Origin of the sequence: Ralstonia insidiosa (genome assembly GCF_008801405.1) — a bacterium.
Taxonomy (GTDB): Bacteria; Pseudomonadota; Gammaproteobacteria; order Burkholderiales; family Burkholderiaceae; genus Ralstonia; species Ralstonia insidiosa.
Genome location: NZ_VZPV01000001.1, coordinates 885,407 through 909,824, shown reverse-complemented (window position 1 = coordinate 909,824; position 24,418 = coordinate 885,407). Strand labels below are relative to the sequence as shown.

At 64.6% G+C, this 24,418-nt stretch carries 24 protein-coding genes and 1 tRNA gene; 14 read left to right on the top strand and 11 right to left on the bottom strand.

The window, feature by feature from the left end; translation table 11 throughout:
- Positions 1-51: 51 nt before the first annotated feature.
- Together F7R11_RS04470 and mutM are read right to left on the bottom strand one after the other, a co-directional pair.
- A complete protein-coding gene (locus tag F7R11_RS04470; protein WP_021196394.1) occupies positions 52-2,004 on the bottom strand; it encodes a dynamin family protein in 1,953 nt (650 codons plus the stop codon).
- Positions 2,005-2,256: 252 nt separating this feature from the next.
- Entirely contained in the window at positions 2,257-3,120 is an 864-nt protein-coding gene (gene mutM / locus F7R11_RS04465; protein ID WP_064801476.1) for a bifunctional DNA-formamidopyrimidine glycosylase/DNA-(apurinic or apyrimidinic site) lyase, read from the bottom strand.
- 100 nt (positions 3,121-3,220) lie between these two features.
- Here mutM and F7R11_RS04460 point away from each other — a divergent pair, with 100 nt between their 5' ends.
- From F7R11_RS04460 to F7R11_RS04425, 8 genes are all read left to right on the top strand, one after another.
- Entirely contained in the window at positions 3,221-5,158 is a 1,938-nt protein-coding gene (locus tag F7R11_RS04460) for a tetratricopeptide repeat protein (RefSeq protein WP_064801474.1), read from the top strand.
- A complete protein-coding gene (gene lolB / locus F7R11_RS04455; protein WP_064801473.1) occupies positions 5,158-5,769 on the top strand; it encodes a lipoprotein insertase outer membrane protein LolB in 612 nt (203 codons plus the stop codon). Before F7R11_RS04460 ends, lolB begins: the two co-directional genes overlap by 1 nt.
- An 18-nt stretch (positions 5,770-5,787) precedes the next feature.
- Positions 5,788-6,657: a 4-(cytidine 5'-diphospho)-2-C-methyl-D-erythritol kinase gene (gene ispE, locus F7R11_RS04450; RefSeq protein WP_064801472.1), complete on the top strand. Its 870-nt coding sequence runs from the start codon at positions 5,788-5,790 to the stop codon at positions 6,655-6,657.
- Positions 6,658-6,707: 50 nt separating this feature from the next.
- Positions 6,708-6,784: transfer RNA gene (locus F7R11_RS04445), tRNA-Gln, on the top strand.
- Between the two features lie 81 nt (positions 6,785-6,865).
- Entirely contained in the window at positions 6,866-7,816 is a 951-nt protein-coding gene (locus tag F7R11_RS04440) for a ribose-phosphate pyrophosphokinase (RefSeq protein WP_021196389.1), read from the top strand.
- Between the two features lie 152 nt (positions 7,817-7,968).
- Complete coding sequence (locus tag F7R11_RS04435) at positions 7,969-8,595, top strand: 50S ribosomal protein L25/general stress protein Ctc (protein WP_021196388.1); 627 nt, start codon at positions 7,969-7,971, stop codon at positions 8,593-8,595.
- 189 nt (positions 8,596-8,784) lie between these two features.
- A complete protein-coding gene (gene pth / locus F7R11_RS04430) occupies positions 8,785-9,387 on the top strand; it encodes an aminoacyl-tRNA hydrolase (RefSeq protein WP_021196387.1) in 603 nt (200 codons plus the stop codon).
- Between the two features lie 22 nt (positions 9,388-9,409).
- Positions 9,410-10,057 (top strand): DUF4124 domain-containing protein, encoded by a 648-nt coding sequence (locus F7R11_RS04425; RefSeq protein WP_064801471.1) that lies wholly within the window; start codon positions 9,410-9,412, stop codon positions 10,055-10,057.
- A 63-nt stretch (positions 10,058-10,120) separates the two neighbouring features.
- On the opposite strand, the gene F7R11_RS04420 is transcribed toward F7R11_RS04425, so the two are convergent.
- From F7R11_RS04420 to F7R11_RS04400, 5 genes are all read right to left on the bottom strand, one after another.
- Positions 10,121-10,381 carry a YfhL family 4Fe-4S dicluster ferredoxin gene (locus F7R11_RS04420; RefSeq protein ID WP_021196385.1) on the bottom strand — a complete coding sequence of 87 codons (261 nt, stop codon included), beginning with the start codon at positions 10,379-10,381 and terminating at the stop codon, positions 10,121-10,123.
- A 50-nt stretch (positions 10,382-10,431) separates the two neighbouring features.
- Positions 10,432-10,935 (bottom strand): pantetheine-phosphate adenylyltransferase, encoded by a 504-nt coding sequence (gene coaD / locus F7R11_RS04415; RefSeq protein WP_021196384.1) that lies wholly within the window; start codon positions 10,933-10,935, stop codon positions 10,432-10,434.
- A gap of 205 nt (positions 10,936-11,140) precedes the next feature.
- Positions 11,141-11,797, bottom strand: coding sequence for a 16S rRNA (guanine(966)-N(2))-methyltransferase RsmD (gene rsmD / locus F7R11_RS04410; protein WP_064801470.1), 657 nt, complete (start codon positions 11,795-11,797; stop codon positions 11,141-11,143).
- 75 nt (positions 11,798-11,872) lie between these two features.
- The gene (locus F7R11_RS04405; protein ID WP_231973148.1) at positions 11,873-13,207 is read right to left on the bottom strand and encodes a M16 family metallopeptidase; all 1,335 of its coding nucleotides are present in this window, start codon (positions 13,205-13,207) and stop codon (positions 11,873-11,875) included.
- Positions 13,208-13,227: 20 nt separating this feature from the next.
- Complete coding sequence (locus F7R11_RS04400) at positions 13,228-14,736, bottom strand: M16 family metallopeptidase (protein WP_064801466.1); 1,509 nt, start codon at positions 14,734-14,736, stop codon at positions 13,228-13,230.
- A gap of 59 nt (positions 14,737-14,795) precedes the next feature.
- Here F7R11_RS04400 and ftsY point away from each other — a divergent pair, with 59 nt between their 5' ends.
- Complete coding sequence (gene ftsY, locus F7R11_RS04395) at positions 14,796-15,956, top strand: signal recognition particle-docking protein FtsY (protein ID WP_064801464.1); 1,161 nt, start codon at positions 14,796-14,798, stop codon at positions 15,954-15,956.
- Positions 15,957-16,036: 80 nt separating this feature from the next.
- On the opposite strand, the gene maiA is transcribed toward ftsY, so the two are convergent.
- Positions 16,037-16,687 carry a maleylacetoacetate isomerase gene (maiA, locus tag F7R11_RS04390; protein ID WP_064801462.1) on the bottom strand — a complete coding sequence of 217 codons (651 nt, stop codon included), beginning with the start codon at positions 16,685-16,687 and terminating at the stop codon, positions 16,037-16,039.
- A 17-nt stretch (positions 16,688-16,704) separates the two neighbouring features.
- The gene (locus F7R11_RS04385; protein WP_064801460.1) at positions 16,705-17,406 is read right to left on the bottom strand and encodes a fumarylacetoacetate hydrolase family protein; all 702 of its coding nucleotides are present in this window, start codon (positions 17,404-17,406) and stop codon (positions 16,705-16,707) included.
- Between the two features lie 139 nt (positions 17,407-17,545).
- On the opposite strand from F7R11_RS04385, the gene F7R11_RS04380 reads away from it, so the two are divergent.
- From F7R11_RS04380 to ybiB, 5 genes are all read left to right on the top strand, one after another.
- Entirely contained in the window at positions 17,546-18,184 is a 639-nt protein-coding gene (locus tag F7R11_RS04380; RefSeq protein WP_064801458.1) for an ANTAR domain-containing response regulator, read from the top strand.
- Positions 18,185-18,671: 487 nt separating this feature from the next.
- The gene (locus tag F7R11_RS04370) at positions 18,672-19,952 is read left to right on the top strand and encodes a CmpA/NrtA family ABC transporter substrate-binding protein (RefSeq protein ID WP_064801456.1); all 1,281 of its coding nucleotides are present in this window, start codon (positions 18,672-18,674) and stop codon (positions 19,950-19,952) included.
- 46 nt (positions 19,953-19,998) lie between these two features.
- Positions 19,999-20,850, top strand: coding sequence for a nitrate ABC transporter permease (ntrB, locus tag F7R11_RS04365; protein ID WP_064801454.1), 852 nt, complete (start codon positions 19,999-20,001; stop codon positions 20,848-20,850).
- A gap of 11 nt (positions 20,851-20,861) precedes the next feature.
- The gene (locus tag F7R11_RS04360) at positions 20,862-21,665 is read left to right on the top strand and encodes an ABC transporter ATP-binding protein (RefSeq protein ID WP_064801452.1); all 804 of its coding nucleotides are present in this window, start codon (positions 20,862-20,864) and stop codon (positions 21,663-21,665) included.
- A 215-nt stretch (positions 21,666-21,880) separates the two neighbouring features.
- A complete protein-coding gene (gene ybiB / locus F7R11_RS04355) occupies positions 21,881-22,903 on the top strand; it encodes a DNA-binding protein YbiB (protein ID WP_064801450.1) in 1,023 nt (340 codons plus the stop codon).
- Between the two features lie 10 nt (positions 22,904-22,913).
- Here ybiB and F7R11_RS04350 read toward each other — a convergent pair whose 3' ends face one another.
- Entirely contained in the window at positions 22,914-23,783 is an 870-nt protein-coding gene (locus tag F7R11_RS04350) for a pirin family protein (RefSeq protein WP_064801448.1), read from the bottom strand.
- A 20-nt stretch (positions 23,784-23,803) separates the two neighbouring features.
- Positions 23,804-24,211 (bottom strand): OsmC family protein, encoded by a 408-nt coding sequence (locus F7R11_RS04345; RefSeq protein ID WP_021196371.1) that lies wholly within the window; start codon positions 24,209-24,211, stop codon positions 23,804-23,806.
- Positions 24,212-24,418 lie beyond the last annotated feature (207 nt).

Here is a 24,418-nt window from a genome sequence, read left to right as displayed (position 1 = left end):
CCAGAACAAAAAAGGCGCCCGCAGGCGCCTTTCTCATGAGCAACGTTCGCATCAAGCCGCGACAGAGTGGAGCGAGTGCCGTTCCAGAAGCGTCCCCGCCGCAAGGATGCGATCGGTGTACTGGGCGATCGTGCCACTGCGCTCGTCGAGCGTATTAAGCAGCGCCTCAAGCTCGGCGATACGCGCCTCCAGCGTGTCAGTGGCCTCGTGGATGCGCTCGATCGAATCGACGCGCTTGCGCAACTGCTTCTGGTGATCGCGCACCTGTGCTTCGAGCGGCGTCATGACCGACTTCAGCCAGATCTCGATGTCGCGGTTCATGTCCTGGAAGGTATCCAGCACGCGGCTGGCCACCGTCGAGAACGCGCCGTGCACGAGTTGCGGCTTCGGACGGGTCAGGAAGCTGAACGCGCCAAAGTGGTTGTGCGCGAGCATCAGCGTCTCTTTCAAGTCGGCGTCGTAGCGCGTGCCCAGGAAGCGCAGCGGCGGCGACAGCGTGAAACCGTGCTCCGCGTTGAACTTCTTGTACATGCCGTCGACCATCTGGTGCAGTTGGTCGATGCGGCTAGCCGCATCGCGCACCAGGCCGGTCAGGTGGCCGAACAGCTTGTCCATGTCATCACGCAGGCCGCGCGAGAACACGCGCTCTTTCATCTTCTCGCGCGCTTCACGCATGGTCGAGCGGATCTGCTTGAGCTGCACGCTCTTGATGATCTCCGCGCTGTGGCGGCCGAACACCGTGCGCAGCGCCTGGAACTTGGCGATGCTCTGCTCGAACTCTTCCTTCTCGCCCTGCACGCGCATCAGCATGTGCTTGACCATCGTGTGGTTCTTGCCGCGCAGGCCGCGCAGCTCGAACAACTGCTCGACGATATCGCGACGGCGCATCTGCAGGAGTTGCTGCGCACCGGCGGCCATGTCCTTCACCGCCAGTTGCACTTGTTCCGTGACGATCTCGCGACGCTGCGGGATCAGTTGATCCGACAGCACCGACTCCAGTTCCGGCAGACGGCTCTTGGCCAGCAGCTCATGATCTTGACTGACCTTGGCCAGCAAGCCCTTCTGCGCGGACACCGGATACACGCGCTCGACATCGATATCGAGCACCTGCGCCGTGGTCATGATCTGGCGGCTGACTTCGTTCTCGATTTCCTGCTCGGTCTTGAGCGGGTCCCACAGGCCATCGACCTTGTTGAGCACGGCGATGCAGCCCTTGCGCTGGCCACCGCCCACGTGCGAGCGCCACAGCTCCAGGTCGCTCTTGGTCACGCCGGCATCGGCCGCCAGCACAAACACAACGACGTGCGCATCCGGAATCAGGCGCAGCGTCAGTTCTGGCTCGGTACCGATGGCGTTCAGGCCCGGCGTATCCAGGATCACCAGACCCTGCTTGAGCATCGGGTGCGGGAAATTGATGATCGCGTGGCGCCACTTCGACACTTCCACCGTACCGGCGGCATCCACCGAGAAGGCGGCGTCCGGATCGGCGTCGTTGTACAAGCCCAGTTGTTCCGCCTCTTCCTTGGGCACACGCACGGTTTCCACCACATGGCGGAACGCTTCGAGCATGCCCTCGGGCGACGACGGATCGAGCGGCACCGACAGCCAGTGGCTGCCGGCGTCACGGAAGTCAGCGGTCGAGGCGTCATGCAGGCGCGTCTCGATCGGCAGCAGACGGATCGACGGCGGGTAGCTTTCGTCGTACATCAGCTCGGTCGGACACATCGTGGTCCGGCCCGCCGACGACGGCAGAATGCGGCGGCCAAAGTCTGCAAAAAAGATGGCGTTGATCAGCTCGCTCTTGCCGCGAGAGAACTCGGCAATGAAAGCGACCTTGAGCTTGTCGCTGCGCAGGACGCCGCGAATGCGCTGGGCGCGCATATCGGCCTGGGCGTCGTACAGCTCCTGGGCTTGCAGCCAGTCCTGGAATTCTCCCACCGACTGCAGTACCGAAGCGCGCCAGGTACCGTACTGCTCGAACTGTGTGCTCAGTGTGTTATTCATCGTTCTGTCTTATTTTGTGCGCGCCCCGACCATGCAAATGCGCGCGCCCCCTCGGCATCGCTGTTACCGCCCATTACGGCACAGAAATGCACAAATTTAGGTGGAACGATACAGGGAACCAACAGGTTCCGGGAGAACTTTCCGCCGACTTGTCCGGGCCGGGCAGCCAAGTGTTGCGGGATGCCATCGTCAGCCCGTCACCCCCCTTTGAAAACCTTGCGAAATGACGGGCAAATCGCTTGGAAAGCCGCCTCAGCGCTGGCAGGTCGGGCAATAGAACGTGGAGCGCTGGCCCTGGACGATCTGGCGGATCGGTGTGCCGCACACACGGCATGGCAGACCGGCCCGGTCGTACACAAACGCATCGAGCTGGAAATACCCGCTCTGGCCGTCGGAACCAACAAAATCGCGCAGCGTGCTGCCACCCCGGGCGATGGCGTCAGCCAGCGTGGCACGAACGGCGTCGGCCAGCGCGGCGTAGCGCGGCCGGCTGATGCGGCCGGCTGCCGTGGTAGGCCGGATGCCGGCCCTGAACAAGCTTTCCGAGCAGTAGATGTTGCCCACGCCAACCACGATGTTGCCCGCCAGCAGCGCCGATTTGATGGCGACGCTGCGCCCGCGCGTGCGGGTGTACATCCAATCGCCGTCGAAACGCGCATCGAAGGGCTCGATGCCAAGGTTGCGCAGCAACGGGTGCTCGGCCAACCCGGCTTCATCACCGGGGTGCCAGAGCACGGCACCAAAACGGCGCGGATCACGATAGCGCAGCGTGATCGGCACGCCGGTTGCGTCGACCAGTTCAAGGTCCACGTGATCGTGCGGGCCGGGTGAAACCGGGCTCTCCAGCACACGCAGGGTACCGGTCATGCCGAGGTGGATCAGCAGCCAGCCGCCAGCGGTATCGGCGTGGCCCGCGTCGGGCATGCATTCGATCAGCAGATACTTGCCACGGCGCAACAGGCGCGTGACGGTCAAACCGGCGAGCAACGCTGGCAAGGCAGGATCGACCGGCCAGCGAAGCCCGTGATGGCGCACCACCGCGCGCACGATACGTCGCCCCGTAATATGCGGTAGCAAACCCAGGCGGGTGACTTCCACCTCTGGCAACTCAGGCATCGAACCTCCGTCGCATGTGCTGCTCCAACCTTTTTTACGATGCGGGCGATTGTAGCGGTCAGGCTACAATGCCCTGAACACCTTCCGGAGCTTCAAGACCATGCCCCACGCTTTCTCCCGTTCGCCAGCGATGCAACGCCCGCGGCGATTTCCGCGCAGCCGAGCGATCCTGCTCGCCTCGCTGATTGCGGGAGGACTGGCAAGCCTGCCGGCATGGGCGGCACACCCAACTACCGCAGCCCCGCTGATCGCCCAGGCAGCACAGGAAGGCGGCACCGGCAACCGCCCCACCATCACGCTCGAGCGCTCGCGCCCCCGTGGTGGCCTGCTGAGTTCGGAGCGCACCGATCTGCCGTCGATCGCACTCGACCAAGACATCATGTACCGCGTGCTGGCGTCGGAAATCTCGCTGCAGCGTGGGCTGGTCGAGCCGGCATACCGCACCTACCTGGATCTGGCGCAAGACACGCGCGACCCGCGCTTCGCCCAGCGCGCGACTGAAATCGCCTTCCTGACCCGCTCGCCCGCGCAGGCGCTGACCGCCTCGCGGCTGTGGGTCGAGCTGTCGCCGACCTCCATGCCGGCGCGCCAGGTGCAGCAGCTCCTGCTGGTCGCCACGGGCAAGTGGTCGGAAGTCGAGCCGATGCTGCAGGCGCAACTGAACAAGGTGTCGCCCGGCCAACGCGCCGACGCCATCCTGCAGCTGCAGCAGCAGATGTCCAAGAGCACCGACCCCGTCGGCGCCGTGGCCGCGCTGCAGCGCATCGCCTCGCACGACATGCAGCGCCCTGAGACGCACCTGGCCCTGGCACGCGCCAAGGTCGTCGCCAAGGATGTACCGGGTGGGCTGTCGGAACTGGACACCGCCCTCAAGCTGCGTCCCAGCTATGAAGACGCCGCCATCCTGGCCGCCGAGCTGCGCGCCGATGATGACCCCGATGCCGCCATCGCCGGCCTGCGCACCTTCCTGAAGGCCGCGCCCGCCTCCATCGACGGCCATCTGGCGCTCGCCCGCATGTACCTCGTGCGCGATCAGCAAGACAAGGCCCGCGGCGAATTCGAGGCACTCAAGAAGATCGCCCCCAACGATGCGCGCATCACGCTGGCACTGGGCCTGCTGACACTGCAGCAGCGCCAGTACGACGCCGCCGAGCGCTACCTGAAGGAATACCTCGCGGCAACGGCTAAATCGACCACGCTGAGCCCCGAACCTGGCTATCAGGGCCTCGCCCAGCTCGCCGAGGAAAGGCACGACTACGCCGGCGCACTGGCCTGGGTCGACAAGATCACCGGCTCGGCCAACGGCGACGCTGACGGCCAGACCGCACTCGCAGCCGGCATCAAGCGCGGCCAATTGCTTGGCAAGCTGCGCCGCATCGACGAAGCGCAACAGGCCTTCGACGAACTCGTTGCCGACTCGGAAGACATTCCCGACGGCCCGCGCCGCCAAGCCCTGATGGACGGCATCCGCCAGGCCGAGATCGGCATGCTGATGGACGCCAAGGCCTTTGGCCGCGCCCGTGCCCGCGTCAACGAGCTGCTGAAAAACGACCCGGACAACGTTGAGTACACATACCAACTGGCCATGCTCGAAGAGCACGACGGCCACTACGACAACATGGAAACGCTGCTGCGCAAGGTGATCGACCTGCGCCCCGGCCAGGCCATCGGCTACAACGCACTCGGCTACTCGCTGGCCGATCGCAACGTGCGCCTGCAGGAAGCGCAGGAGTTGCTGGAGAAGGCCGTTTCCCTGGCGCCGGGCGACCCCTACATTGCTGACAGCCTGGGCTGGGTCAAATACCGCCGCGGCGATCTGCCGGCCGCCACCGACATCCTGCGCAAGGCATGGAGCTCCGCGCCGCAAGCCGAGATTGGCGCCCACCTGGGTGAAGTGCTGTGGCAATCGGGCAAGCAGGACGATGCCCGCAAAATCTGGACGGAAGCGTCCAAGCTCGACATCAACGACAACACCCTGCGCGACACGCTGCGCCGCTTCGGCCAGCCGATTCCCGACGTTCCCGTGAGCGCGAACTGATGACGCTGCAGTTTTCCCGCGCGCTCGGCGCTTTGGTGCTGGGCGCGAGTTGCGCGCTGTTCGCCGGCTGCGCAAGCGTGCGCCCGGCCAACGACCTGTTCGCCGGCGCGCAAGACAACGACACGACAATCACGCGCTATCAGGGCCGGTTCTCGGCGCGCTACACGCAAGGCAACGCCGAACAAAGTGCGGTGGGCAGCTTCCTGTGGCGCGAGCGCGGCACCGATGTGCAGCTTGAGCTGATGTCGCCGCTGGGCCAGACGCTGGCGGTGGTCAGCCAGAACAATCAGGGCGCCACGCTTGAGTTGCCCAACCAGCCGCCGCGCCACGCACCTGAAGTCGACACGCTGATGCAGGATGCGCTCGGCTTCTCGCTGCCGGTGTCCGGCCTGCGGGACTGGCTGCGCGCCCGCCCTGCCCCCGGCACGCCGGCGCGCGTGGCACGCGACGCGCAATCGCGGCCCGAAACCATCGAACAGAACGGCTGGACCGTGCACTACGTCGCCTGGACGGACGACACCTCCGCCGACGCGCGCATCCGCCGGCTCGATCTCGACCGCCCGCAGGGCACCAACGGACCGCTCACGGTGCGGCTCGTGCTAGACCAGTAACGTCGTCATCGCCTCACCATGACCTCCGCACCCACCGAACTGCGCGACTGCCCGGCGCCCGCCAAGCTCAATCTGTTCCTGCACGTGGTCGGCCGACGGCCCGACGGCTACCACCTGCTGCAAACGGTCTTCCAGCTCATCGACTGGTGCGACACGTTGCACTTCTCGCGACGCGCAGACGGCCGCCTCGCCCGCACCACCGACGTGCCCGGCGTACCGGCCGACGAAGACCTCGTGATGCGCGCCGCACGCCTGCTGCAAGCGGAAACTGGCTGCACCTACGGCGCCGACATCGCCATCGAAAAACGCCTGCCGATGGGCGGTGGCATTGGTGGCGGCTCGTCCGACGCAGCCACCACGCTGCTCGCGCTCAACCACCTGTGGGGCCTCGATCTGCCTCGTACGACGCTGATGGCGCTGGGCCTGAAGCTGGGTGCCGACGTGCCCTTCTTCGTGTTCGGCCAGAACGCTTTTGCCGAGGGCATCGGTGAAGAACTCACGCCCGTCACGCTGCCGCCAGCAGCGTTCGTGGTCATCCATCCACGCGTCCACGTACCCACCCCCGCAATTTTTTCCGATGAGGGGTTGACACGTAACACGCCACTCACCATAATTACGGACTTTCCTGACCAACAAATTGTTTTCGCTTACGGTCGCAACGATCTGCAAGCGGTGGCGGAAAGGAAATACGGCGAAATCGCCCGAGCACTTGCCTGGCTAAGACAGTTCAGCCCTCTGGCAAGAATGACCGGATCCGGTGCCTGTGTGTTTGCTCCGTTCGATAACGTTGAGCATGCGCAAGCAGTAGCGGATCAGGTGCCTTCCGAGTGGGAAGGTCGATGTGCGGCAGGTCTGACGCATCATCCGCTCGCGAGATTTGCTGTGTAAGGTTTACAGTTATTGCTTCTGCAATGGAAGCAGTAACCGATCGGTTGTGTAGGGGCGTCGCCAAGCTGGTTAAGGCACCGGATTTTGATTCCGGCATGCGTAGGTTCGAATCCTTCCGCCCCTGCCATTTCTTCCTTATAGTTCCCAGCAATAGCCCGGTTGGTGTATCAGCCAACCGGCGCGTCTGAAGTCGAAAACAGGTGCCCCGATGAGCAGCGAAGGCTTGATGGTTTTTACCGGCAACGCCAACCCGAAACTCGCCGAAGCTGTCGTCAAGCACCTAGGCATCCCGCTCGGCAAGGCCCTCGTCGGCCGATTCTCCGATGGTGAAGTTCAGGTCGAGATTCAGGAGAACGTGCGCGGCAAGCACGTGTTCATCCTGCAATCCACCTGCGCCCCGACCAACGACAACCTGATGGAACTGATGGTGATGGTCGATGCGCTCAAGCGCGCATCCGCCCGCCGCATCACGGCTGCCATCCCCTACTTCGGCTATGCCCGCCAGGATCGCCGCCCGCGTTCGGCGCGTGTGGCCATCACGGCCAAGGTCGTGGCCAACATGCTGGAAGTCGCCGGCGTCGAGCGCGTGCTGACGATGGACCTCCACGCTGACCAGATCCAAGGTTTCTTCGATATCCCGGTCGACAACATCTACGCGTCGCCCGTTCTGCTCGAAGACCTGCGCAAGAAGAACTACAGCGATCTGCTGGTGGTGTCACCGGACGTCGGTGGCGTGGTGCGTGCCCGTGCACTCGCCAAGCAACTCAACACCGACCTCGCCATCATCGACAAGCGCCGCCCCAAGGCCAACGTGGCCGAGGTGATGAACATCATCGGTGAAGTCGAAGGCCGCAACTGCGTGATCATGGATGACATGATCGATACCGGCGGCACGCTGTGCAAAGCCGCCCAGGTGCTCAAGGAACGCGGTGCCAAGCAAGTGTTCTCGTACTGCACGCACCCGGTGCTGTCAGGTGGCGCAGCCGCTCGCATCGCAGACTCGGCGCTCGACGAAGTGGTCGTGACCGACACCATCCCGCTGCGCGAAGACGCCATCAAGTGCGGCAAGATCCGCCAGCTCTCGACCGCCCCGCTGCTGGCCGAGACCTTCACCCGCATCGTGCGTGGCGACTCGATCATGTCGCTGTTTGCTGAATAATTCAGCAAACGTACGGGTCCCTGTTATAATTCAAGGCTTTACCGCAGAAAACGTCGACTAGACGGCACTTCTGCGGTGTCTGCGGGGCGCAATATGGCGCCCCGTTCACCAGACGGCTTGGTCGCGAGTCGTCTTTTTCGTTTGGAGCAATCATGAAAGTTGTCGCTTTCGAGCGTAGCGTTCAGGGCACTGGTGCGAGCCGCCGCCTGCGCAACGCCGGCAAGACCCCGGGCATCATCTACGGCGGTGAAGCCGATCCTAAGATGATCGAACTCGATCACAACGCGCTGTACCACGCGCTGAAGAAGGAAGCCTTCCACTCGTCGATCCTCGACATCGAAGTGGCTGGCAAGGTGGAAAAGGCGCTGCTGCGCGATTTCCAACTGCACCCGTTCAAGCAACTGGTTCTGCACGTTGATTTCCAACGCGTGTCGGCCAAGGAAAAGATCCACGTCAAGGTGCCGCTGCACTTCCTGAATCAGGAAAATGCTCCGGGCGTGAAGCTGGGCCACGGCATCGTGAACCACATCCTGAACGACGTTGAAGTGTCGTGCCTGCCGGCCGACCTGCCGGAGTTCATCGAAGTGGATCTGGGCGCTCTGGAAATCGGCCAGACCCTGCACATCTCCGACCTGAAGCTGCCGAAGGGCGTGACCATCCTCACCCACGGTGGCGATGAGAACCCGGCTGTGGCCAACATCAGCGTGCCGGCTGGCGAGAAGTCCGCCGCTGCTGAAGAAGGTGCTGCCGCTGCTGGCGAAGACAAGCCGGCTGCCTAAGTTACCAAACTCAGTTGCCGCACCGTCGCGCCCTCGGGCGCGACACGAAAAAAGCCCGCCGAGCTGGTCTCGCCGGGCTTTTTTTCTGCCTGAGCTTTCCGGTGTCGCCACGCGCCTCGCCATTGGCGAAAGCGGCTATGCTTGTACGATCAAGGGGCGCTTCCAGCACCTCTTCTTAGACTCCATCGCATGATCAAACTCATCGTCGGGCTCGGCAATCCGGGCGCCGAATACGCAGCCACGCGGCACAATGCCGGCTTCTGGCTGGTCGACCAGCTCGCACGCATCGGCAACGTGACGCTGCGCAACGAAACACGCTTTCACGGCTATGCCGCACGCGCCAACCTGTGGGGCAATGAGGTGTGGTTGCTGCAACCGCAAACCTTCATGAACCGCTCGGGCCTGTCGACCGTGGCACTGGCGCGCTTCTACAAGGTGATGCCTGATGAGATCCTGGTGGCGCACGACGAGCTGGATCTGCCTCCGGGTGCGGTCAAACTCAAGCTTGGTGGTGGCTCGGGCGGCCACAATGGGTTGAAGGACATTGCCGCACACCTGACCACGCAGCAGTTCTGGCGCCTGCGCCTCGGCATCGGCCATCCGCGCAACCTGCTGCCTCCGGGCACAGCACCGTCAGGCCAGCATGACGTGGCCAACTTCGTGCTCAAGGCCCCACGCAAGGAAGAGCAGGATCTGATTGACCGCGCTATCGACCGCAGCCTGGACGCCCTGCCCGACCTGATTGCCGGCAACGCTGAGAAATCCATGATGCGCCTGCATACGGCAGGCTGATCTGCGCAACAAGGACATCGCCATGCAACCGTTCGCCCCCCTCCTCTCACGCGCCGCCGCGCTGGCAGGCCTGGTGCTCGGCCTGCTGACGGTGATACCCGCACAGGCACAGGTCTATCGCTGCTCAGAGAATGGCCAGACGGCGTATTCCGACCACCCGTGCGGTACGCGCTCGAGAGAAGTACCGCTGATCGACAACACGCCCACCGCCGCTGACCAGAAAGCCGCTCGGGAGCGCGCCTCTGCCGAGGCGGCCGAAGTACGTGAGATGGAAACCTCGCGTCGCAGAACGCAAGCCGCCGAGGACGCCCGCCAGGCGCAGATCGCCGCGCAGGCCGCTGAACAGGCACGCCGTGACCAGCGGCAGAAGGTGGTGGTGGCACAGGAAGGCGTGCGCTACTGCCATCGCGTCTATGTAGGGCCTGTGCCGTACCCGATGCCCTATCCGACGCCAATGCCCGTGATCAGCCCACCTGCCACGACCACGCCGGCGCCGGCCGCAGGTGCACTGCGTCAGCCGGGCAACGGCTCCAAACCTTTTGTGCAGGCACCGGTTGCCCCCACCCCGGTGGTACCGCGCCCGCCGCGGCCGCATTTGCCGCACTATCGCATCGTCTGCGAGCCGGGTTATGCGTATGAAGGTCCGGAGGATCTGCTGCCGATTCAGTGAGCAGCACGCGAGAATCGGCACGCACCAATGAAAAGAGACGGCCTGAGCCGTCTCTTTTTTTGCTTACGCTGCGCGCGGGGCGGAGGTGAGCTGGATGTACTTCTGCATCAACTGCTCCTGCGACTCGGCGTGGGCCGGGTCCTTGGGAATGCAGTCGACCGGGCACACTTGCTGGCATTGCGGCTCATCAAAGTGCCCGACACACTCGGTACATTTGCCCGGGTCAATCACGTAGATCTCCGGGCCCATCGAAATGGCGTCGTTCGGGCACTCGGGCTCGCACACGTCGCAATTGATGCACTCATCGGTAATTATGAGCGCCATGATGCTTTCCTTGAAATGACCGGCGGGAGGGCTCCCGCCAAAGCGTCATTTTATTCCGATTTGCCGGCCCCATCTGCCTTGCCCGTTTTCTCCTTGAGCCATTTCTCGACCGAGGGGAACACGAACTTGCTGACGTCACCGCCCAGGATGGCGATCTCGCGCACGAAGGTGCCCGAGATGAACTGGTACTGGTCCGACGGCGTGAGGAACATGGTTTCCACGTCCGGCAGCAGGTAGCGGTTCATGCCGGCCATCTGGAATTCGTACTCGAAGTCCGACACGGCACGCAGTCCCCGCACGATCACGCGCGCGCCGTTCTTGCGCACGAAATCCTTCAACAGGCCAGAAAACCCTTCGACCCGTACGTTCGGATAGTGACCGAGCACCTCACGGGCGATCTCGATGCGCTCTTCCAGCGCAAAGAACGGCCGCTTGTTCGGGCTCTGAGCCACCCCGACGATCAGCTCGTCGAAGATGTTGGATGCACGGCGGACGAGGTCTTCGTGGCCGCGCGTGAACGGATCAAAAGTGCCGGGATAAACCGCGATCACCATGGTTCCTCCACCAAGGGGAAAAGAGTATCCGCCAGCGCGGCGTGGGACATGGCCGCGCCAATCTGCGTTTGGACACCGTTGCGTTATCGAGCGCGGCAAGTCCCGAGCCTGCCGCCCGCACGTTCCAGCTGTCTTTCAGCGACCTCACAATCAAACTGTGGCGAGGTGCCGTCAGATGCTCATGCACCGGAACGAGCGGCGTAGTTTAACCTTTTTTGCGCAGCAGCAAATGCGCATGCACCGCACCGGCGCGCAAGTGCTTGTGCAGTGCCACATCGGCCGGCAACGGAATGCCCGCCGCTGCTTCTGTCGATTGTGAATCAGTACTCACATCCACCAAAGGCTGCGGCGCCTCTAGGTAGATCACCCCGCCCGGCTTGACGACCCGGATAGCGGCTTCCAACGCCCGCAACGACCAATCCTGCGCGAACGGCGGGTCGATGAATACGGCGTCAAACGCCCCATCGGCCTGGCGGGCAAGCCATGTAAAGGCGTCCCCCGAGACGATATCGACCATGCGCGCATCGAGCTTGTCGCGTATGGCATGCAACGCGCGCACGGCAGGCGCATGGTTTTCGACCAGCGTCACGTGCGCCGCGCCGCGCGAGGCCGCCTCGAGGCCCAGCGCGCCGGTGCCGGCAAAGAGATCGGCGCAGCGCCAGCCCGTCAGGTCCTGGCCGAGCCAGTTGAAGACGGTTTCGCGGACGCGGTCGCTAGTCGGGCGCAGGCCGTCGGCGTCAACCACCGGCAGCGGCGTGCGCTTGTACTGCCCACCGATGATGCGCACCTGCTGCGGTGCACGCGCATGCGATGTAGCGGTCTTGGCCTTGGGGGCCTTGGAATTGGAAGATCGGGATGCCATGGGCGCGATTGTAGTGCGAGCGCAAACAAAAACCGGCGGGAATGCCGCCGGTTTTTCGGTTGAGGATGCCGTGCGTCAGTTTGTCGCCGGACCGCCCACCACGATGGTCGCCATGGTCTGCGGCTGCACCACGCGCTGGAACGCCGTGCGCACCTGATCGCGCGTGACGGCGGCAATGCGCTGCGTCCACGTATCCAGGTAGTCGAGCGGCAGGTTGTACCAGCCGATGTTGGCCACGTTGTCCAGCAGCTTGCGGTTGCTGTCCAAGCGCAGCGGGAAGCCGTTCACGAGGTTGTCCTTGGCGGCCTTGAGTTCCGCTTCGGTCGGGCCATCGGCGACGAACTTGGCGACGGTGTCGCGCACCACGGTCAGGGCTTCCTCGGTCTGGTCCTTGCGCGTCTGCAAGGCCAGCTCGAACGGACCAGGCTGCGCAGCCGGCGCGAAGTAGCTGCCAATGCTGTAGGTCAGGCCGCGCTTCTCGCGTACCTCGTTGGTCAGGCGCGCGCTGAAGCCGCCGCCGCCCAGCACGTAGTTGCCAACCAGCAGCGGGAAGTAATCCTTGTCGCCACGTGCGATGCCGGGTTGCCCGATGATGATGGTGGCCTGCTGCGCCGGGTGCGGAATGCGGATCGTCTCGGCCTTCGCCAACGGCATCTTCACGTCGGGCAGTGCGGGCGGCGTGGCGCCGTCGGCGGGCAGACCCTGCGTGATCTGCACGGCGATGGCCTCGGCTTCCTGGCGGCTGATCGCGCCAATCAGCGTCACCACCGCGCGCTTGGCCGTGTAGTTGGCCTGGTAGTAGCGCACGATGTCGTCGCGCGTGATGCTCTCCACCGATTCCGGCGAGGCGGTCTGCCCGTACGGATGCGTGCCGTAGATGGCGGTACCGAACGCGCGCTCGGCCAGCACCCCCGGCTTGGTCAGCGATTCACGGATGGATGCCACCAGGCGCTGCTTGTCCCGCACGAGCACGGCGTCTGGGAAGGTCGGCGCCGAGATAATCTGCGTCATCAGGGCGATGGCTGGGCCACGCTCGGCCGGGTCCGACAGCGTACGCAGGCGCAAGCTGGTGCGATCCCCGCCGGCGCCACCGCCAAAGCTCGCGCCCACGTCGGCAAAGGCATCGGCAATCGCCGCTTCGTCACGTGCCGGGGCATTGCCCTGTGCGGCGATGCCCTTGTCGAGCATGCCGGCCGTGAGCGATGCGAGGCCGACCTTGGCCGCCGGCTCATAGCGCGAGCCCGCATCCACATCGAGGTTGATGTCGAGCATCGGGATCGACGGGCTCGGCACGAAGAACACGCGCGCGCCGGTGGGGGCCGTCCAGTGTTCGATGGGCAGTGCGGCCAGTGCGCCTTGCGCCGCCGTTGCAACGATGGCGACCAGCGCCGTCTTCAGGGTCAGGGACATCCGTCGTGTAATGGGGTGCATCAACGCAGCCCTCCTTCTTCGCGCATGCCCGGAACAGGCTTGCGCGCCGGTTTATTGGGATCGATCGGTTGCGGCAGCAGCGTGGCGACGACGAGGTTGTCTTCACTGAAGTACGTCTTGGCGACCTGCTGGATCTGTGCCGACGTGACCGCCTTGATCTTGTCGAGCTGGCGGTCGATCGAGCGCCACGACAGACCGCTCATCTCGGTCATGCCGATCTCCATGCCCTGGCCGAACACCGAGTCGCGCTTGTAGATCTGCCCGGCCACGACCTGCGCCTTGACGCGCTTCAATTCGGCATCGGTCACGCCTTCCTTGGCGATGCGCTCGATCTGCGCGCGCAGCGCCTGCTCGATCTCGGCGGTGGTGTGGCCGTCGGCGGGGGTGCCGTCCATGATGAAGATCGACGGGCCGCGGTTCAGGCCGTCGTAGCCGGCGTTGACGTCGTCGGCGATGCGCTTTTCGCCCTTGACGAGCTGGCTCGACAGGCGCGCATTGTCATAGCCATCCAGCACGGCGGAAAGCACTTCGAGCGCGTACGGGTCGACATCCTTCTCCACATCCCTGAGCGCCGGCACCTTGTAAGCCAGCACCACGTAGGGGTTCTCGGCCGGGGCCTTCACCCAGATGCGCTTGACGCCAATCTGCTTGGGCTCTTCCTGCGCATAGCGGCGCGGCAGCGCGTGCGGCTTGAGCTTGCCGTAGGTGCGCTCCGCAAGGCGGAGGGCCTCGTCGGGGTTCACATCGCCCGCGACGATCACGGTGACGTTGTTGGGCGTGTACCAGGCGTGGTACCAGTCCTGCGCGTCCTGCACCGTCATCGTGTCGAGATCGCCCGGCCAGCCGATGGTCGGGTTGCGATACGGCGCGGCGTTGAACAGCACGGCCAGCATCTGCTCGTAGACGGTCGAACGGGCGGAGTCGTCGATGCGCATGCGGCGCTCTTCCTTCACCACGTTCATCTCCGGCTTGAACTCCTTGTCGGTGAGCTGGAGATTGGCCATGCGATCGGCTTCGAGCTTCATCACATCGCCCAGGTGCGACTTCTCGATCTGCTGGTAGTACATCGTGAAGTCGCGCGTGGTCATGGCGTTCTCGCGGCCACCCATCGCCGCCACGCGGCGGGAGAACTCGCCAGGACCGACATTCTTGGTGCCCTTGAACATCATGTGTTCAAGCATGTGGGCCACGCCCGTGGTGCCGTTGTGCTCGTCGATGCTGCCGGCGCGGTACCAGACCATGTGCGCCACGGTGGGCGCGCGGTGGTCTTCCTTGACGATCAGGCGCAGGCCATTGGAGAGCTTGTATTCGTGTGTATCGGATTGGCTAGCACCAACTTTGGCGCCGGCAACAGCGGCAGCCGGGCGCACCGGTGCAGCCGCCAGTTCCTGCGCACCAACCGGGCCGGCCAGCAGGCCCGCCGCCAAGGCGATTCCTGAGACCATCGCTGCCAATTGCCTAGCACCCGGGCGGGTCCGGCTTGAGACGTTTCGCATGGAAGAGCGCATAAGGGCCGTCTGATAAAATTCGACGCTTGATTCTAACGGCGAATAGACTGCCTTTTACGATGTTTAGTTTCTGGAAGAAGCGCAAGGCAGAGCCGCAACCGGCTGCCGAACCGACACCGGTAGCTGCACCCGCTGCCGTACCCGAAGCCGTTCAGGCCCCGGTACCTGCCCCGGCTGTGATCCCTGCCCCCGTACCCGTACCTACCCCTGCGCCGGCCCCCGTGGCAGTGGCGGTACCGGACTCGCCCGCCGAGCCTGCCACGCTCGACATGCAGGCTGACGACATCGAAACCGTGCCGACGCCGCCCGTGGTCGAACAGGCCCGCAAGGGCTGGATGTCGCGCCTGCGCTCGGGCCTGTCGAAGACGAGCAAGAACCTGACGACGCTGTTCGTGGGCGTGAAGGTGGACGAGGCGCTGTTCGAAGAGCTCGAAACGGCGCTGCTGATGGCCGATGCCGGCGTCGACGCCACTGAATACCTGCTGGGCGAACTGCGGCGCCGCATCAAGTCCAACCGCATCGAAACCGCCGAAGGCGTGAAAACCGCCCTGCGTGACCTGCTGGTCGAGCTGCTGCACCCGCTTGAAAAAACCATGGTGCTCGGCCGCGAGCAGCCGATGGTGATCATGATTGCGGGCGTGAACGGTGCCGGCAAGACCACAAGCATCGGCAAGCTGTGCAAGCACTTCCAGACCTACGGCCAATCGGTGCTGCTGGCCGCGGGCGACACCTTCCGCGCCGCCGCGCGCGAGCAACTTGTGGTCTGGGGCCAGCGCAACAACGTGACGGTGGTGGCGCAGGAGTCGGGCGATCCGGCCGCGGTGATCTTCGACGCGGTCAACGCAGCGCGCGCACGCGGCATCGACATCGTCATGGCCGACACCGCTGGCCGCCTGCCAACGCAGTTGCACCTGATGGAAGAGCTCAAGAAGGTGCGCCGCGTGACCGCCAAGGCCATGGCCACGGCACCGCACGAAACGCTGCTGGTGATCGACGGCAACACGGGCCAGAACGCGCTGGCGCAGGTGAAGGCGTTTGATGAGGCGCTCGGCCTCACCGGCCTGATCGTCACCAAGCTGGATGGCACCGCCAAGGGCGGCATCCTGGCCGCGATTGCGCGGCAGCGGCCGGTGCCGGTGTACTTCATCGGCGTGGGGGAGCAGGTGGAGGACCTGCAGCCGTTCTCTGCGCGGGAATTTGCGGATGCCCTACTGGGCTGATTGCCCTCGCGCGCAACGCTTCAACATGGAAACGCCCTGATCCAGTCAGGGCGTTTTGTTTTGCGCAGGAACGCTGCCGATTACGCAGAAGCCGCATCCGGCTGCGCCGCAGGTGCCGCCCGCCGAAACGCCGCCTGCGCCATGCAGTGCTCAAAAATGCGCGCCAGCGTCGGGTACTCCTCCACCGCCACATCAAACCGCTTGCCGTTGAACACCTGCGGCACGAGGCACACGTCCGCCAGCGTTGGCGTATCGCCCACGCAGTAAGCACCTGTGAGCGGCGATTGCGACAGGCGCGTCTCCAGCGCCGCGAACCCCAGCTTCACCCAGTGGCGATACCAGTCGTTGCGCGCTTCCTCCTCCACGTTGAACGTGTTCTTGAGGTACTTCAGCACGCGCGGGTTGTTGAGCGGATGGATCTCACACGCAATCGCCAGCGCAATCGCGCGGATGTGCGCGCGGTTGCTGGCCGAGCCCGGCAGCAGCGTGGGTTCGGGATGCGTCTCTTCCAGATACTCGACAATCGCCAGCGACTGGTTCAGCACATCGGTGCCGTCGCACAACACGGGCACCAGCGCATCGGGGTTGAGCTTCACGAAGTCGGGCGCCAGTTGCTCGCCCTTGAGCAGGTGCACCGGCGCGTAATCGTACGGCAGGCCCTTGATCTCCAGCGCGATGCGCACACGGAACGACGCCGAGCTGCGGAAGTAGTTGTAAAGCTTGATCGACATGGCTTGCGGCTCTCTGCTCAGATGACCTTCACGTGCAGCTCGCCCACACCGTCGATCTTGCCGACCATCAGGTCCCCCACCACCACCGGGCCGACGCCTTCGGGCGTGCCGGTATAGATCAGATCGCCGGGGCGCAGCTCGAATAGGCGCGAGAGGTACGCAATGGTTTCCGGCACCGACCAGATCAGGTCCGACAGATCCCCGCGCTGATGTTCCTTGCCATTGACCGACAGCGTGATCGCGCCCTTGTCCGGGTGGCCGACCTCCTTCACGGGGATGATCGGGCCGATGGGTGCGGAACCATCGAACGCCTTGCCGGTTTCCCACGGGCGGCCGCCCTTCTTGGCAGCGTTCTGCAGGTCGCGGCGCGTCATGTCCAGGCCAATGGCGTAGCCGTAGATGTGATTGGCTGCGGTTTCCACGGCGATGTCGCGGCCGCCCGTACCGATGGCGACCACGAGTTCGATCTCGTAGTGGCAGTCGCGAGTTTCAGTGGGGTAGACGAACTGGCCGGTCTCGCCATCGGGGATGTAGCGCACGGCATCGGCCGGCTTGCAGAAGAAGAACGGCGGTTCGCGGTCGGGGTCGGAACCCATCTCGCGGGCATGGGCGGCGTAGTTGCGGCCGACGCAGTACACGCGGCGCACCGGAAACTGGCCTTGCCCGCCACGCACGGGAATGCCATTGACGGTGGGCGGGGTGACGACAAATTCGGTCATGCGGATCTCCTGGAAACTCGCTTGAATAAACAGACGGGACACGGCCACCGCCCCCCGGCGACCGAGCTGCGAGCATACACCCGCACCGGCCCGGCGCGGTTCTTGCGTAACCGCCGTGCACAACGCCCCACTTTGCACCATGCAAGCGAAACCGCCCACCCCATCCGCCTCGCCCGCCGCGCCTCACCCGGCCGCGCCGATGCGCGTGCTGCTGGTGCGCGATCCGTTGGATGCCGAACAGATCAACCTGGAGCTCATCCGTGCGGGCCTGGCCGAGGCCGGCTTCATCGACGTGGGTGTAGCCGACGCCGACCTCACCCTGCCCGACCGCATCGCCCAGACGCAGCCCGACATGGTGATCGTTGCATCCGAGTCGGCCGCGCGGGACACGATCGAGCACGTCTGCGTGGCCACCCAGCATGCGCCGCGCCCCATCGTGCTGTTCACCGACAACGACGACGCGGCGCGCATCAAATCGGCGTTCGCCGCGGGCATCACCGCCTACATCGTCGACGGCATCAAGCCCACGCGCGTCAAGGCCGTGCTGGACGTGGCCTACGCCCGCTTCGAACACGAGCGCGAACTGCGCGCCGAACTGGATACCGCCAAGACCCAGCTGGCCGAACGCAAGGTGCTCGAGCGCGCCAAGGGGCTGCTGATGAAGCAGATGAGCCTGTCGGAAGACGAGGCCTTCAAGCGCCTGCGGAAGATGGCCATGGACCGCAATATCAAGCTGGTCGAAGCCGCCCAGCGGGTGATTGACGTGATGGCAGGCTAGGCCGACGCGGCGCCGCCCAGTTTTGGTGCACCGCACAAGTCCGGCGCCGGAAACGCACCAGCCTCGCGCCACACCCCACCTGCGGCGCTCACCCACATCTCCAGACGGTTTGGCCGTTCCTGCCCTTGATGGCGCCTTGAATTTTCGTAAGCGGGCGGAAAAAAGGCGGGGAACTGTCTGAGCGCAGCGAGTTTTCCCCGCCTCCGCCCGGTTACGCAAATTCAAGGAGTCTTTCGCCATCTCGGGCGCGCCTTTCTTTGCTTACCTTTCTTTGGCAAGACAAAGAAAGTAAGTCGGCCCCGGCAGGGGACGAAACAAGAGATGCACCAACACCGCTGGCATACCCCTTGCAAGTGTCGCTGCGAGCCGATGCCAACGTGGGTATCGGCGCGAGACAACGGCGTCTCGATGCACGGCAAACGCGCTCCCCATCATGGAGGGGCGTGGCCGCGCGTCGAGACGCCTTTTTCTTTCCTTGGAGCCCTGGATGGCCGCGCCAGACAAGACTGACCCCGTCGTCAACCCGATCAACCCGAAGCGCCGCAGCGTCATCAAGGCTGCAGCGACGATTGCAGGAGGCAGTGCCGTGGCATTGATCGATCCGCTGGTGCGTGCTGGTGCCTGGGCTGCCGGCTCCGATGCGCCCGAGAAGACCGAGTTGAAGGTGGGCTTCATTCCGCTGACCGACTGCGCGTCGGTGGTGATGGCCTCCACGCTGGGCATCGACAAGAAGTACGGCATCAAGATCACGCCGTCCAAGGAAGCCTCGTGGGCCGGCGTGCGCGACAAGCTGGTGTCGGGCGACTTGGATGCGGCGCACGTGCTCTACGGCTTGATCTACGGCGTGCAGCTCGGCATTGGCGGGCCAAAGAAGGACATGGCCGTGCTGATGACGCTCAACAACAACGGCCAAGCCATCACGCTGTCGAACAAGCTCAAGGAGGCGGGCGTCAAGGATGGCGCATCGCTCAAGGCCGTGATGGCGAGGGACAAGCGCGAGTACGTCTTCGCGCAGACCTTCCCGACGGGCACGCACGCGATGTGGCTGTACTACTGGCTGGCCGCGCACGGCATCCATCCGCTGCAGGACGCGAAGGCCATCACCGTGCCGCCGCCGCAGATGGTGGCCAACATGCGCGTGGGCAACATGGATGGTTATTGCGTGGGCGAGCCGTGGGGCGCCCGGGCGATTGCCGACAACATCGGCTTTACCGCCGAGACCACGCAGGCCATCTGGAAGGACCACCCGGAGAAGGTGCTCGGCACCACGGCGGAGTTCGTGCAGAAGTATCCGAACACGGCACGCGCGCTCACCGCTGCGGTGCTGGAGGCGGGAAAGTTCATCGATGCCTCGGCGTCGAACCGCCGCAAGACGGCCGAGACGATCGCCGCCAAGTCCTACGTCAACACCGACATGGACATCATCCTGGACCGCATGCTGGGCCGCTACACGAACGGCATCGGCAAGACGTGGGACGACCCGGACCCGATGCGCTTCTATCACGACGGCGCGGTCAACTTTCCGTACCTGTCGGACGGCATGTGGTTCCTCACGCAGCAGAAGCGCTGGGGGCTGTTGAAGACGCACCCGGATTACGCGGCGGTCGCCAAGCAGGTCAACCGCATCGACATCTTCAAGCAGGCCGCGGCTGCCACCGGCACGCCCTTGCCCAAGAGCGACATGCGCACGGCCAAGCTGATCGATGGCGTGGTGTGGGATGCGAAGAACCCCGCAGCCTATGCCGACGGCTTCAAGCTGAAAGCCTGACGCCTGCCCTCCCTGATTGCGGTCCCTCATATTGATGGAGCCCGACATGAACACGCTCGTCAAAACGTTGTCCGGCGTGCAGTCCGACGCCGCTATCCCCACGCGTCGCATCGCATTGCGCGACTGGTTTGTGGCCGCCGTGGTGCGCAGCTTTCCGCCGATGCTGGGCCTGGTGATCTTCGTGCTGGCGTGGCAGGGCATCGCCACGGCCATCCCTGCGTTGCCGACACCGGCTGTGACGTGGAAAGCCGCGGTCGCCCTCTTCGCCGATCCGTTTTATCGCAATGGCCCGAATGACCAGGGCGTGGGCTGGAACGTGCTGGCCTCACTCGCGCGGGTGGGTGCGGGCTTTGGCATGGCGGCGGTCATCGGCATTCCGGCGGGCTTCCTGATCGGGCGCTTTGCGTTCCTGAACGCGATGGCCTCGCCCATCATCAGCCTGCTGCGGCCGGTGTCGCCGCTGGCGTGGCTGCCGATCGGACTATTGCTGTTCAAGTCTGCCAATCCGGCAGCCATCTGGGCGATCTTCATCTGCTCGATCTGGCCGATGGTCATCAACACCGCCGTGGGCGTGACGCGCGTGCCGCAGGATTACCTGAACGTGGCGCGGGTGCTGAACCTATCGGAGTGGAAGGTGTTCACGCGGGTGCTGTTTCCGGCCGTGCTGCCGTACATGCTGACGGGCGTGCGGCTGTCCATCGGCACGGCGTGGCTGGTGATCGTGGCGGCAGAGATGCTCACCGGCGGGGTCGGCATCGGCTTCTGGCTGTGGGATGAGTGGAACAACCTGAAGGTCGAGCACATCGTCATCGCCATCTTTGTGATTGGCGTGGTGGGCTTGCTGCTGGAGCATGCGCTGCTGGCGATTGCGCGGCGGTTCTCGTACGACTCAGTTTGAGAGGGGCGACCATGAGCGAAAAATTCCTGCGCATTGAAAACGTCGGGCAGACGTTCAAGACCAAGAAGGGTGCGTTCGTTGCCCTGCGCGATATCGACCTGACGGTGGCGCGCGGTGAGTGCATTGCGTTGATCGGGCACTCGGGGTGCGGTAAGTCGACGTTGCTGAACCTGATTGCCGGCCTGACGCGGCCGACCACGGGTGGGTTGATCCTGGCGGAGCGTGAGATTGCCGGGCCGGGGCCGGATCGGGCGGTGGTGTTTCAGAACCATTCGCTGCTGCCGTGGCTCACGTGCTTTGACAACGTGTACCTCGCGGTGGAGCGGGTGTTTGGCAAGACCGAGACGAAGGCCCAGTTGCGTGAGCGCACGCATGCGGCACTGGCACTGGTGGGGCTGACGCATGCCGAGCAGAAGCATCCGCATGAGATTTCGGGGGGGATGAAGCAGCGGGTGGGGATTGCGCGGGCGCTGTCCATGGAGCCGAAGGTGCTGCTGATGGATGAGCCGTTTGGGGCGTTGGATGCGCTGACGCGGGCGCACTTGCAGGACGAACTGCTGAAGATCGTGGCGTCTACGGGCAGTACCGTTGTGATGGTGACGCACGATGTGGATGAGGCGGTGCTGCTGGCGGACCGCATTGTCATGATGACGAATGGGCCGGCGGCGACGATTGGCGAAGTGTTGACGGTGGATTTGCCGCGGCCGCGGGATCGGATGGCGTTGGCGGAGGATCCGACTTATCACACCTGTCGGACGGCTGTTTTGGATTTCTTGTATCGGAAGCAGCGGCACCCGGTGGCGGAAGCGGCTTGAGTTTTTTGTGTTTGGTTTTCGGTTTTGATGTTGGTGGTTTGCCTCCCTTTCGTCCCCTGCCGGGGCCGACTCACTTTCTTTGTCTTGCCAAAGAAAGTGAGTCAGCCCCGGCAGGGGATGGACCACCAACACAAAAGCAAAACGAACCCACCATGGCGCCAGCGCAACCCACAGCGCTATGATCCTCACCACGCCATCAACACCGCACCAAACCCATGCCCGCTCCCCCCATCCTCCCCGACAACGCCGCTGAGGAAGCCCTCTCGAACGGCCCCTTCCCCGCCGCCCGTTTCATCAAGGAAATCGGCCGCGGCGCGGACGGCGCCCGCGCCCTTGTCAAGCACGATGCGCACGCCCTCTTCACCGCCATGCTCGAAGGCCGCGTGGCCGAGATCCAACTCGGCGCCATCCTCATGGCCTACCGCATCAAGGGCGAAACCCCGGAAGAGCTGGACGGCATGCTGGAAGCCACCCACGCCCACTGCCGGCCACTGCCCGCGCCCGACACGCCGGAACACGCACTGCCAGTGGTCATCCCCAGCTACAACGGCGCCCGCCGCCAGCCCAACTTGGTGCCCCTGCTGGCCAAGCTGCTGGCACGTGAAGGCGTGCCGGTGCTGGTGCACGGCATCCGCCGCTTCGACGGCCGCATCACCACGGCCACGCTGTTCGAGTCGCTCGGCTGGCCCATCTGCGAAAACATGGACGAAGCGCGCGAGCGGCTGGAGAACGACCGGCTGGCCTACGTGCCAATCGACGTGCTCTCACCCGAGCTGGCAACGCTGCTCGACAAGCGCGAGATCGTCGGCCTGCGCAATTCCGCACACACGGTGGTGAAGATGCTGCAGCCGATCGGCAACCACGCGCCGCACGAAGCACTGCGTCTGGTCAGCTACACACACCCCGAGTACCGCGACACCCTCACCGATTACTTCCTGCGTCACCCGGCCAACGTGCTGCTGGCACGCGGCACCGAGGGCGAGGCGGTGGCCGATGCGCGGCGCGGCAGCGCGGTGGAATGGCTGCGTGATGGGGCACACGCGGGTACACACGAAACAGTGATCGACGCGGTGGAAGGATCGAGCGATACGCCGCCCGAGTTGCCGGCGGGCACCGATGTGGCAGCAACGGCGCGATGGATTGAAGCGGTGCTCGACGGCAAGCAGCCCCTGCCAGAGCCGATTGCCAAGCAGGTGCGCGCCATCGTGCGTTGCGCACGGCCCGCGCAGCCTGCCTGATCAGCGTGTCTTACTTGGACGGCAGCGGAATGCGCTCCGTCTCGCCGGGCACGTGGGCGAAGGCGTCGTTCTCCCAACGCTGCTTGGCGTCTTCGATGTCAGCACGGTCGCTGGCGACGAAGTTCCAGTAGATGTGGCGGTGGCCGTCGGTTGGCTCGCCGCCCAGCAGCATCACGCGTGACGACACCTGCGCGGTGAGCGTCACGTCGCCGCCGGGTTCGAGCACGGCCAGATGCTGCAGGTCGAGCGCCTCGCCGTCGATCGTGACGGCGCCGTCGACGAGATACAGACCGCGGTCTTCATGCTCGGGCGGGATCACCAGCGATGCCCCCGCTGCCAGTTCCAGCGCCACATACAACGTGCGCGAATTGACCTTCACGGGCGACGTCAGCCCAAACGCATCCCCTGCGATGACCACGCCCTGCACGCCGGGGCAGTCGAGCTTGGGCAGCGTGTCGGCGCCATGGTGCGCAAAGCTCGGCTCAACCTTTTCCTGATCCTTCGGCAGCGCCACCCAGGTCTGGATGCCGTGCAGGCGGGCGCCCTTCTCACGCGCCTCGGGTGTCGAGCGCTCGGAATGGGCGATGCCGTTGCCGGCGGTCATCCAGTTCACATCACCGGGGACGATAGTCTGCACGCTGCCTAGGCTGTCACGGTGGACCATGCTGCCGTCAAACAGGTAGGTGACGGTGGCCAGGCCGATGTGCGGGTGCGGGCGCACGTCAATGCCCTCGCCGGGCGGGAAGTCCACCGGCCCCATGTGATCGAAGAAGATGAATGGGCCGACCGTCTGGCGCGCCGCCGAGGGCAGCACGCGCTTGACCGAGAAGCCGCCCAGGTCGCGTACGTGCGGGCCGATGATGTGCTGGATGGAAGTCATGGTGAGCGTTCCTCAGAATTTCAGGCGCGTGCGGCGAGTTCTGTGTCGACGCTGATCTCGACCTCGGTCATCAGCTTGTGGATCGGGCACTTGCCGGCCACGCGCAGCAGGTCGGCGCGCTGCTCGTCGGTCAAGTCGCCGTGCAGGGTCAGCACGGTGCGCAGCTTGTAGCGGCCCTGGCGCTCCTGGCTGCCGTCATGCTCGACAGCCACGTCGATGGAGTCCAGCGGATATTTGCGCTGCCGGGCGTAGAGCGTGACGGTCAGCGCCTTGCAGCTCGCCAGTGCGGCGTCGAAGTAGGCGTGCGGGTCGGGTGCGCTGCCCTCGCCGGTGGGCTTGGGGACGTCGGTATAGAACGTGACGCCTTCGGGAAAGGTGACTTTGTGACGGAACAGGCCTTCGGTGTCTTTGCTGACGACGATGGTCATGACGGCTCCTGGGTGCGGTTCGACGGCGGGTGTGACGATACCCGGGGAGTGTAGCGAAGTTACATGACGTCACACGGGGTGCGGTACACATCGCATTTCTGGTGAGCGACTCCCCCATGTCGTCGGGGGTGGGGCAATTTGCCCCTACAAACGCTCAAGCAGCGCGCGTTTGCGCCGATTTCCCGGTTGGGGCACGTTCGTCCGAAC

What these genes read in the sequence shown, in the direction of transcription:
- ntrB (WP_064801454.1), top strand. Translation starts at nt 19,999, where the DNA reads ATGAACACGCTCGTCAAAACGTTGTCCGGCGTGCAGTCCGACGCCGCT.
- F7R11_RS04425 (WP_064801471.1), top strand. Translation starts at nt 9,410, where the DNA reads ATGCAACCGTTCGCCCCCCTCCTCTCACGCGCCGCCGCGCTGGCAGGC.
- F7R11_RS04350 (WP_064801448.1), bottom strand. Translation starts at nt 23,783, where the DNA reads ATGACTTCCATCCAGCACATCATCGGCCCGCACGTACGCGACCTGGGC.
- F7R11_RS04435 (WP_021196388.1), top strand. Translation starts at nt 7,969, where the DNA reads ATGAAAGTTGTCGCTTTCGAGCGTAGCGTTCAGGGCACTGGTGCGAGC.
- rsmD (WP_064801470.1), bottom strand. Translation starts at nt 11,797, where the DNA reads ATGGCATCCCGATCTTCCAATTCCAAGGCCCCCAAGGCCAAGACCGCT.
- F7R11_RS04345 (WP_021196371.1), bottom strand. Translation starts at nt 24,211, where the DNA reads ATGACCATCGTCGTCAGCAAAGACACCGAAGGCCTGTTCCGTCACAAA.
- F7R11_RS04400 (WP_064801466.1), bottom strand. Translation starts at nt 14,736, where the DNA reads ATGCGCTCTTCCATGCGAAACGTCTCAAGCCGGACCCGCCCGGGTGCT.
- F7R11_RS04405 (WP_231973148.1), bottom strand. Translation starts at nt 13,207, where the DNA reads ATGTCCCTGACCCTGAAGACGGCGCTGGTCGCCATCGTTGCAACGGCG.
- F7R11_RS04370 (WP_064801456.1), top strand. Translation starts at nt 18,672, where the DNA reads ATGGCCGCGCCAGACAAGACTGACCCCGTCGTCAACCCGATCAACCCG.
- ispE (WP_064801472.1), top strand. Translation starts at nt 5,788, where the DNA reads ATGACCTCCGCACCCACCGAACTGCGCGACTGCCCGGCGCCCGCCAAG.
- F7R11_RS04420 (WP_021196385.1), bottom strand. Translation starts at nt 10,381, where the DNA reads ATGGCGCTCATAATTACCGATGAGTGCATCAATTGCGACGTGTGCGAG.
- pth (WP_021196387.1), top strand. Translation starts at nt 8,785, where the DNA reads ATGATCAAACTCATCGTCGGGCTCGGCAATCCGGGCGCCGAATACGCA.
- F7R11_RS04360 (WP_064801452.1), top strand. Translation starts at nt 20,862, where the DNA reads ATGAGCGAAAAATTCCTGCGCATTGAAAACGTCGGGCAGACGTTCAAG.
- mutM (WP_064801476.1), bottom strand. Translation starts at nt 3,120, where the DNA reads ATGCCTGAGTTGCCAGAGGTGGAAGTCACCCGCCTGGGTTTGCTACCG.
- ftsY (WP_064801464.1), top strand. Translation starts at nt 14,796, where the DNA reads ATGTTTAGTTTCTGGAAGAAGCGCAAGGCAGAGCCGCAACCGGCTGCC.
- ybiB (WP_064801450.1), top strand. Translation starts at nt 21,881, where the DNA reads ATGCCCGCTCCCCCCATCCTCCCCGACAACGCCGCTGAGGAAGCCCTC.
- F7R11_RS04385 (WP_064801460.1), bottom strand. Translation starts at nt 17,406, where the DNA reads ATGACCGAATTTGTCGTCACCCCGCCCACCGTCAATGGCATTCCCGTG.
- coaD (WP_021196384.1), bottom strand. Translation starts at nt 10,935, where the DNA reads ATGGTGATCGCGGTTTATCCCGGCACTTTTGATCCGTTCACGCGCGGC.
- F7R11_RS04470 (WP_021196394.1), bottom strand. Translation starts at nt 2,004, where the DNA reads ATGAATAACACACTGAGCACACAGTTCGAGCAGTACGGTACCTGGCGC.
- lolB (WP_064801473.1), top strand. Translation starts at nt 5,158, where the DNA reads ATGACGCTGCAGTTTTCCCGCGCGCTCGGCGCTTTGGTGCTGGGCGCG.
- F7R11_RS04460 (WP_064801474.1), top strand. Translation starts at nt 3,221, where the DNA reads ATGCCCCACGCTTTCTCCCGTTCGCCAGCGATGCAACGCCCGCGGCGA.
- F7R11_RS04440 (WP_021196389.1), top strand. Translation starts at nt 6,866, where the DNA reads ATGAGCAGCGAAGGCTTGATGGTTTTTACCGGCAACGCCAACCCGAAA.
- F7R11_RS04380 (WP_064801458.1), top strand. Translation starts at nt 17,546, where the DNA reads ATGCAAGCGAAACCGCCCACCCCATCCGCCTCGCCCGCCGCGCCTCAC.
- maiA (WP_064801462.1), bottom strand. Translation starts at nt 16,687, where the DNA reads ATGTCGATCAAGCTTTACAACTACTTCCGCAGCTCGGCGTCGTTCCGT.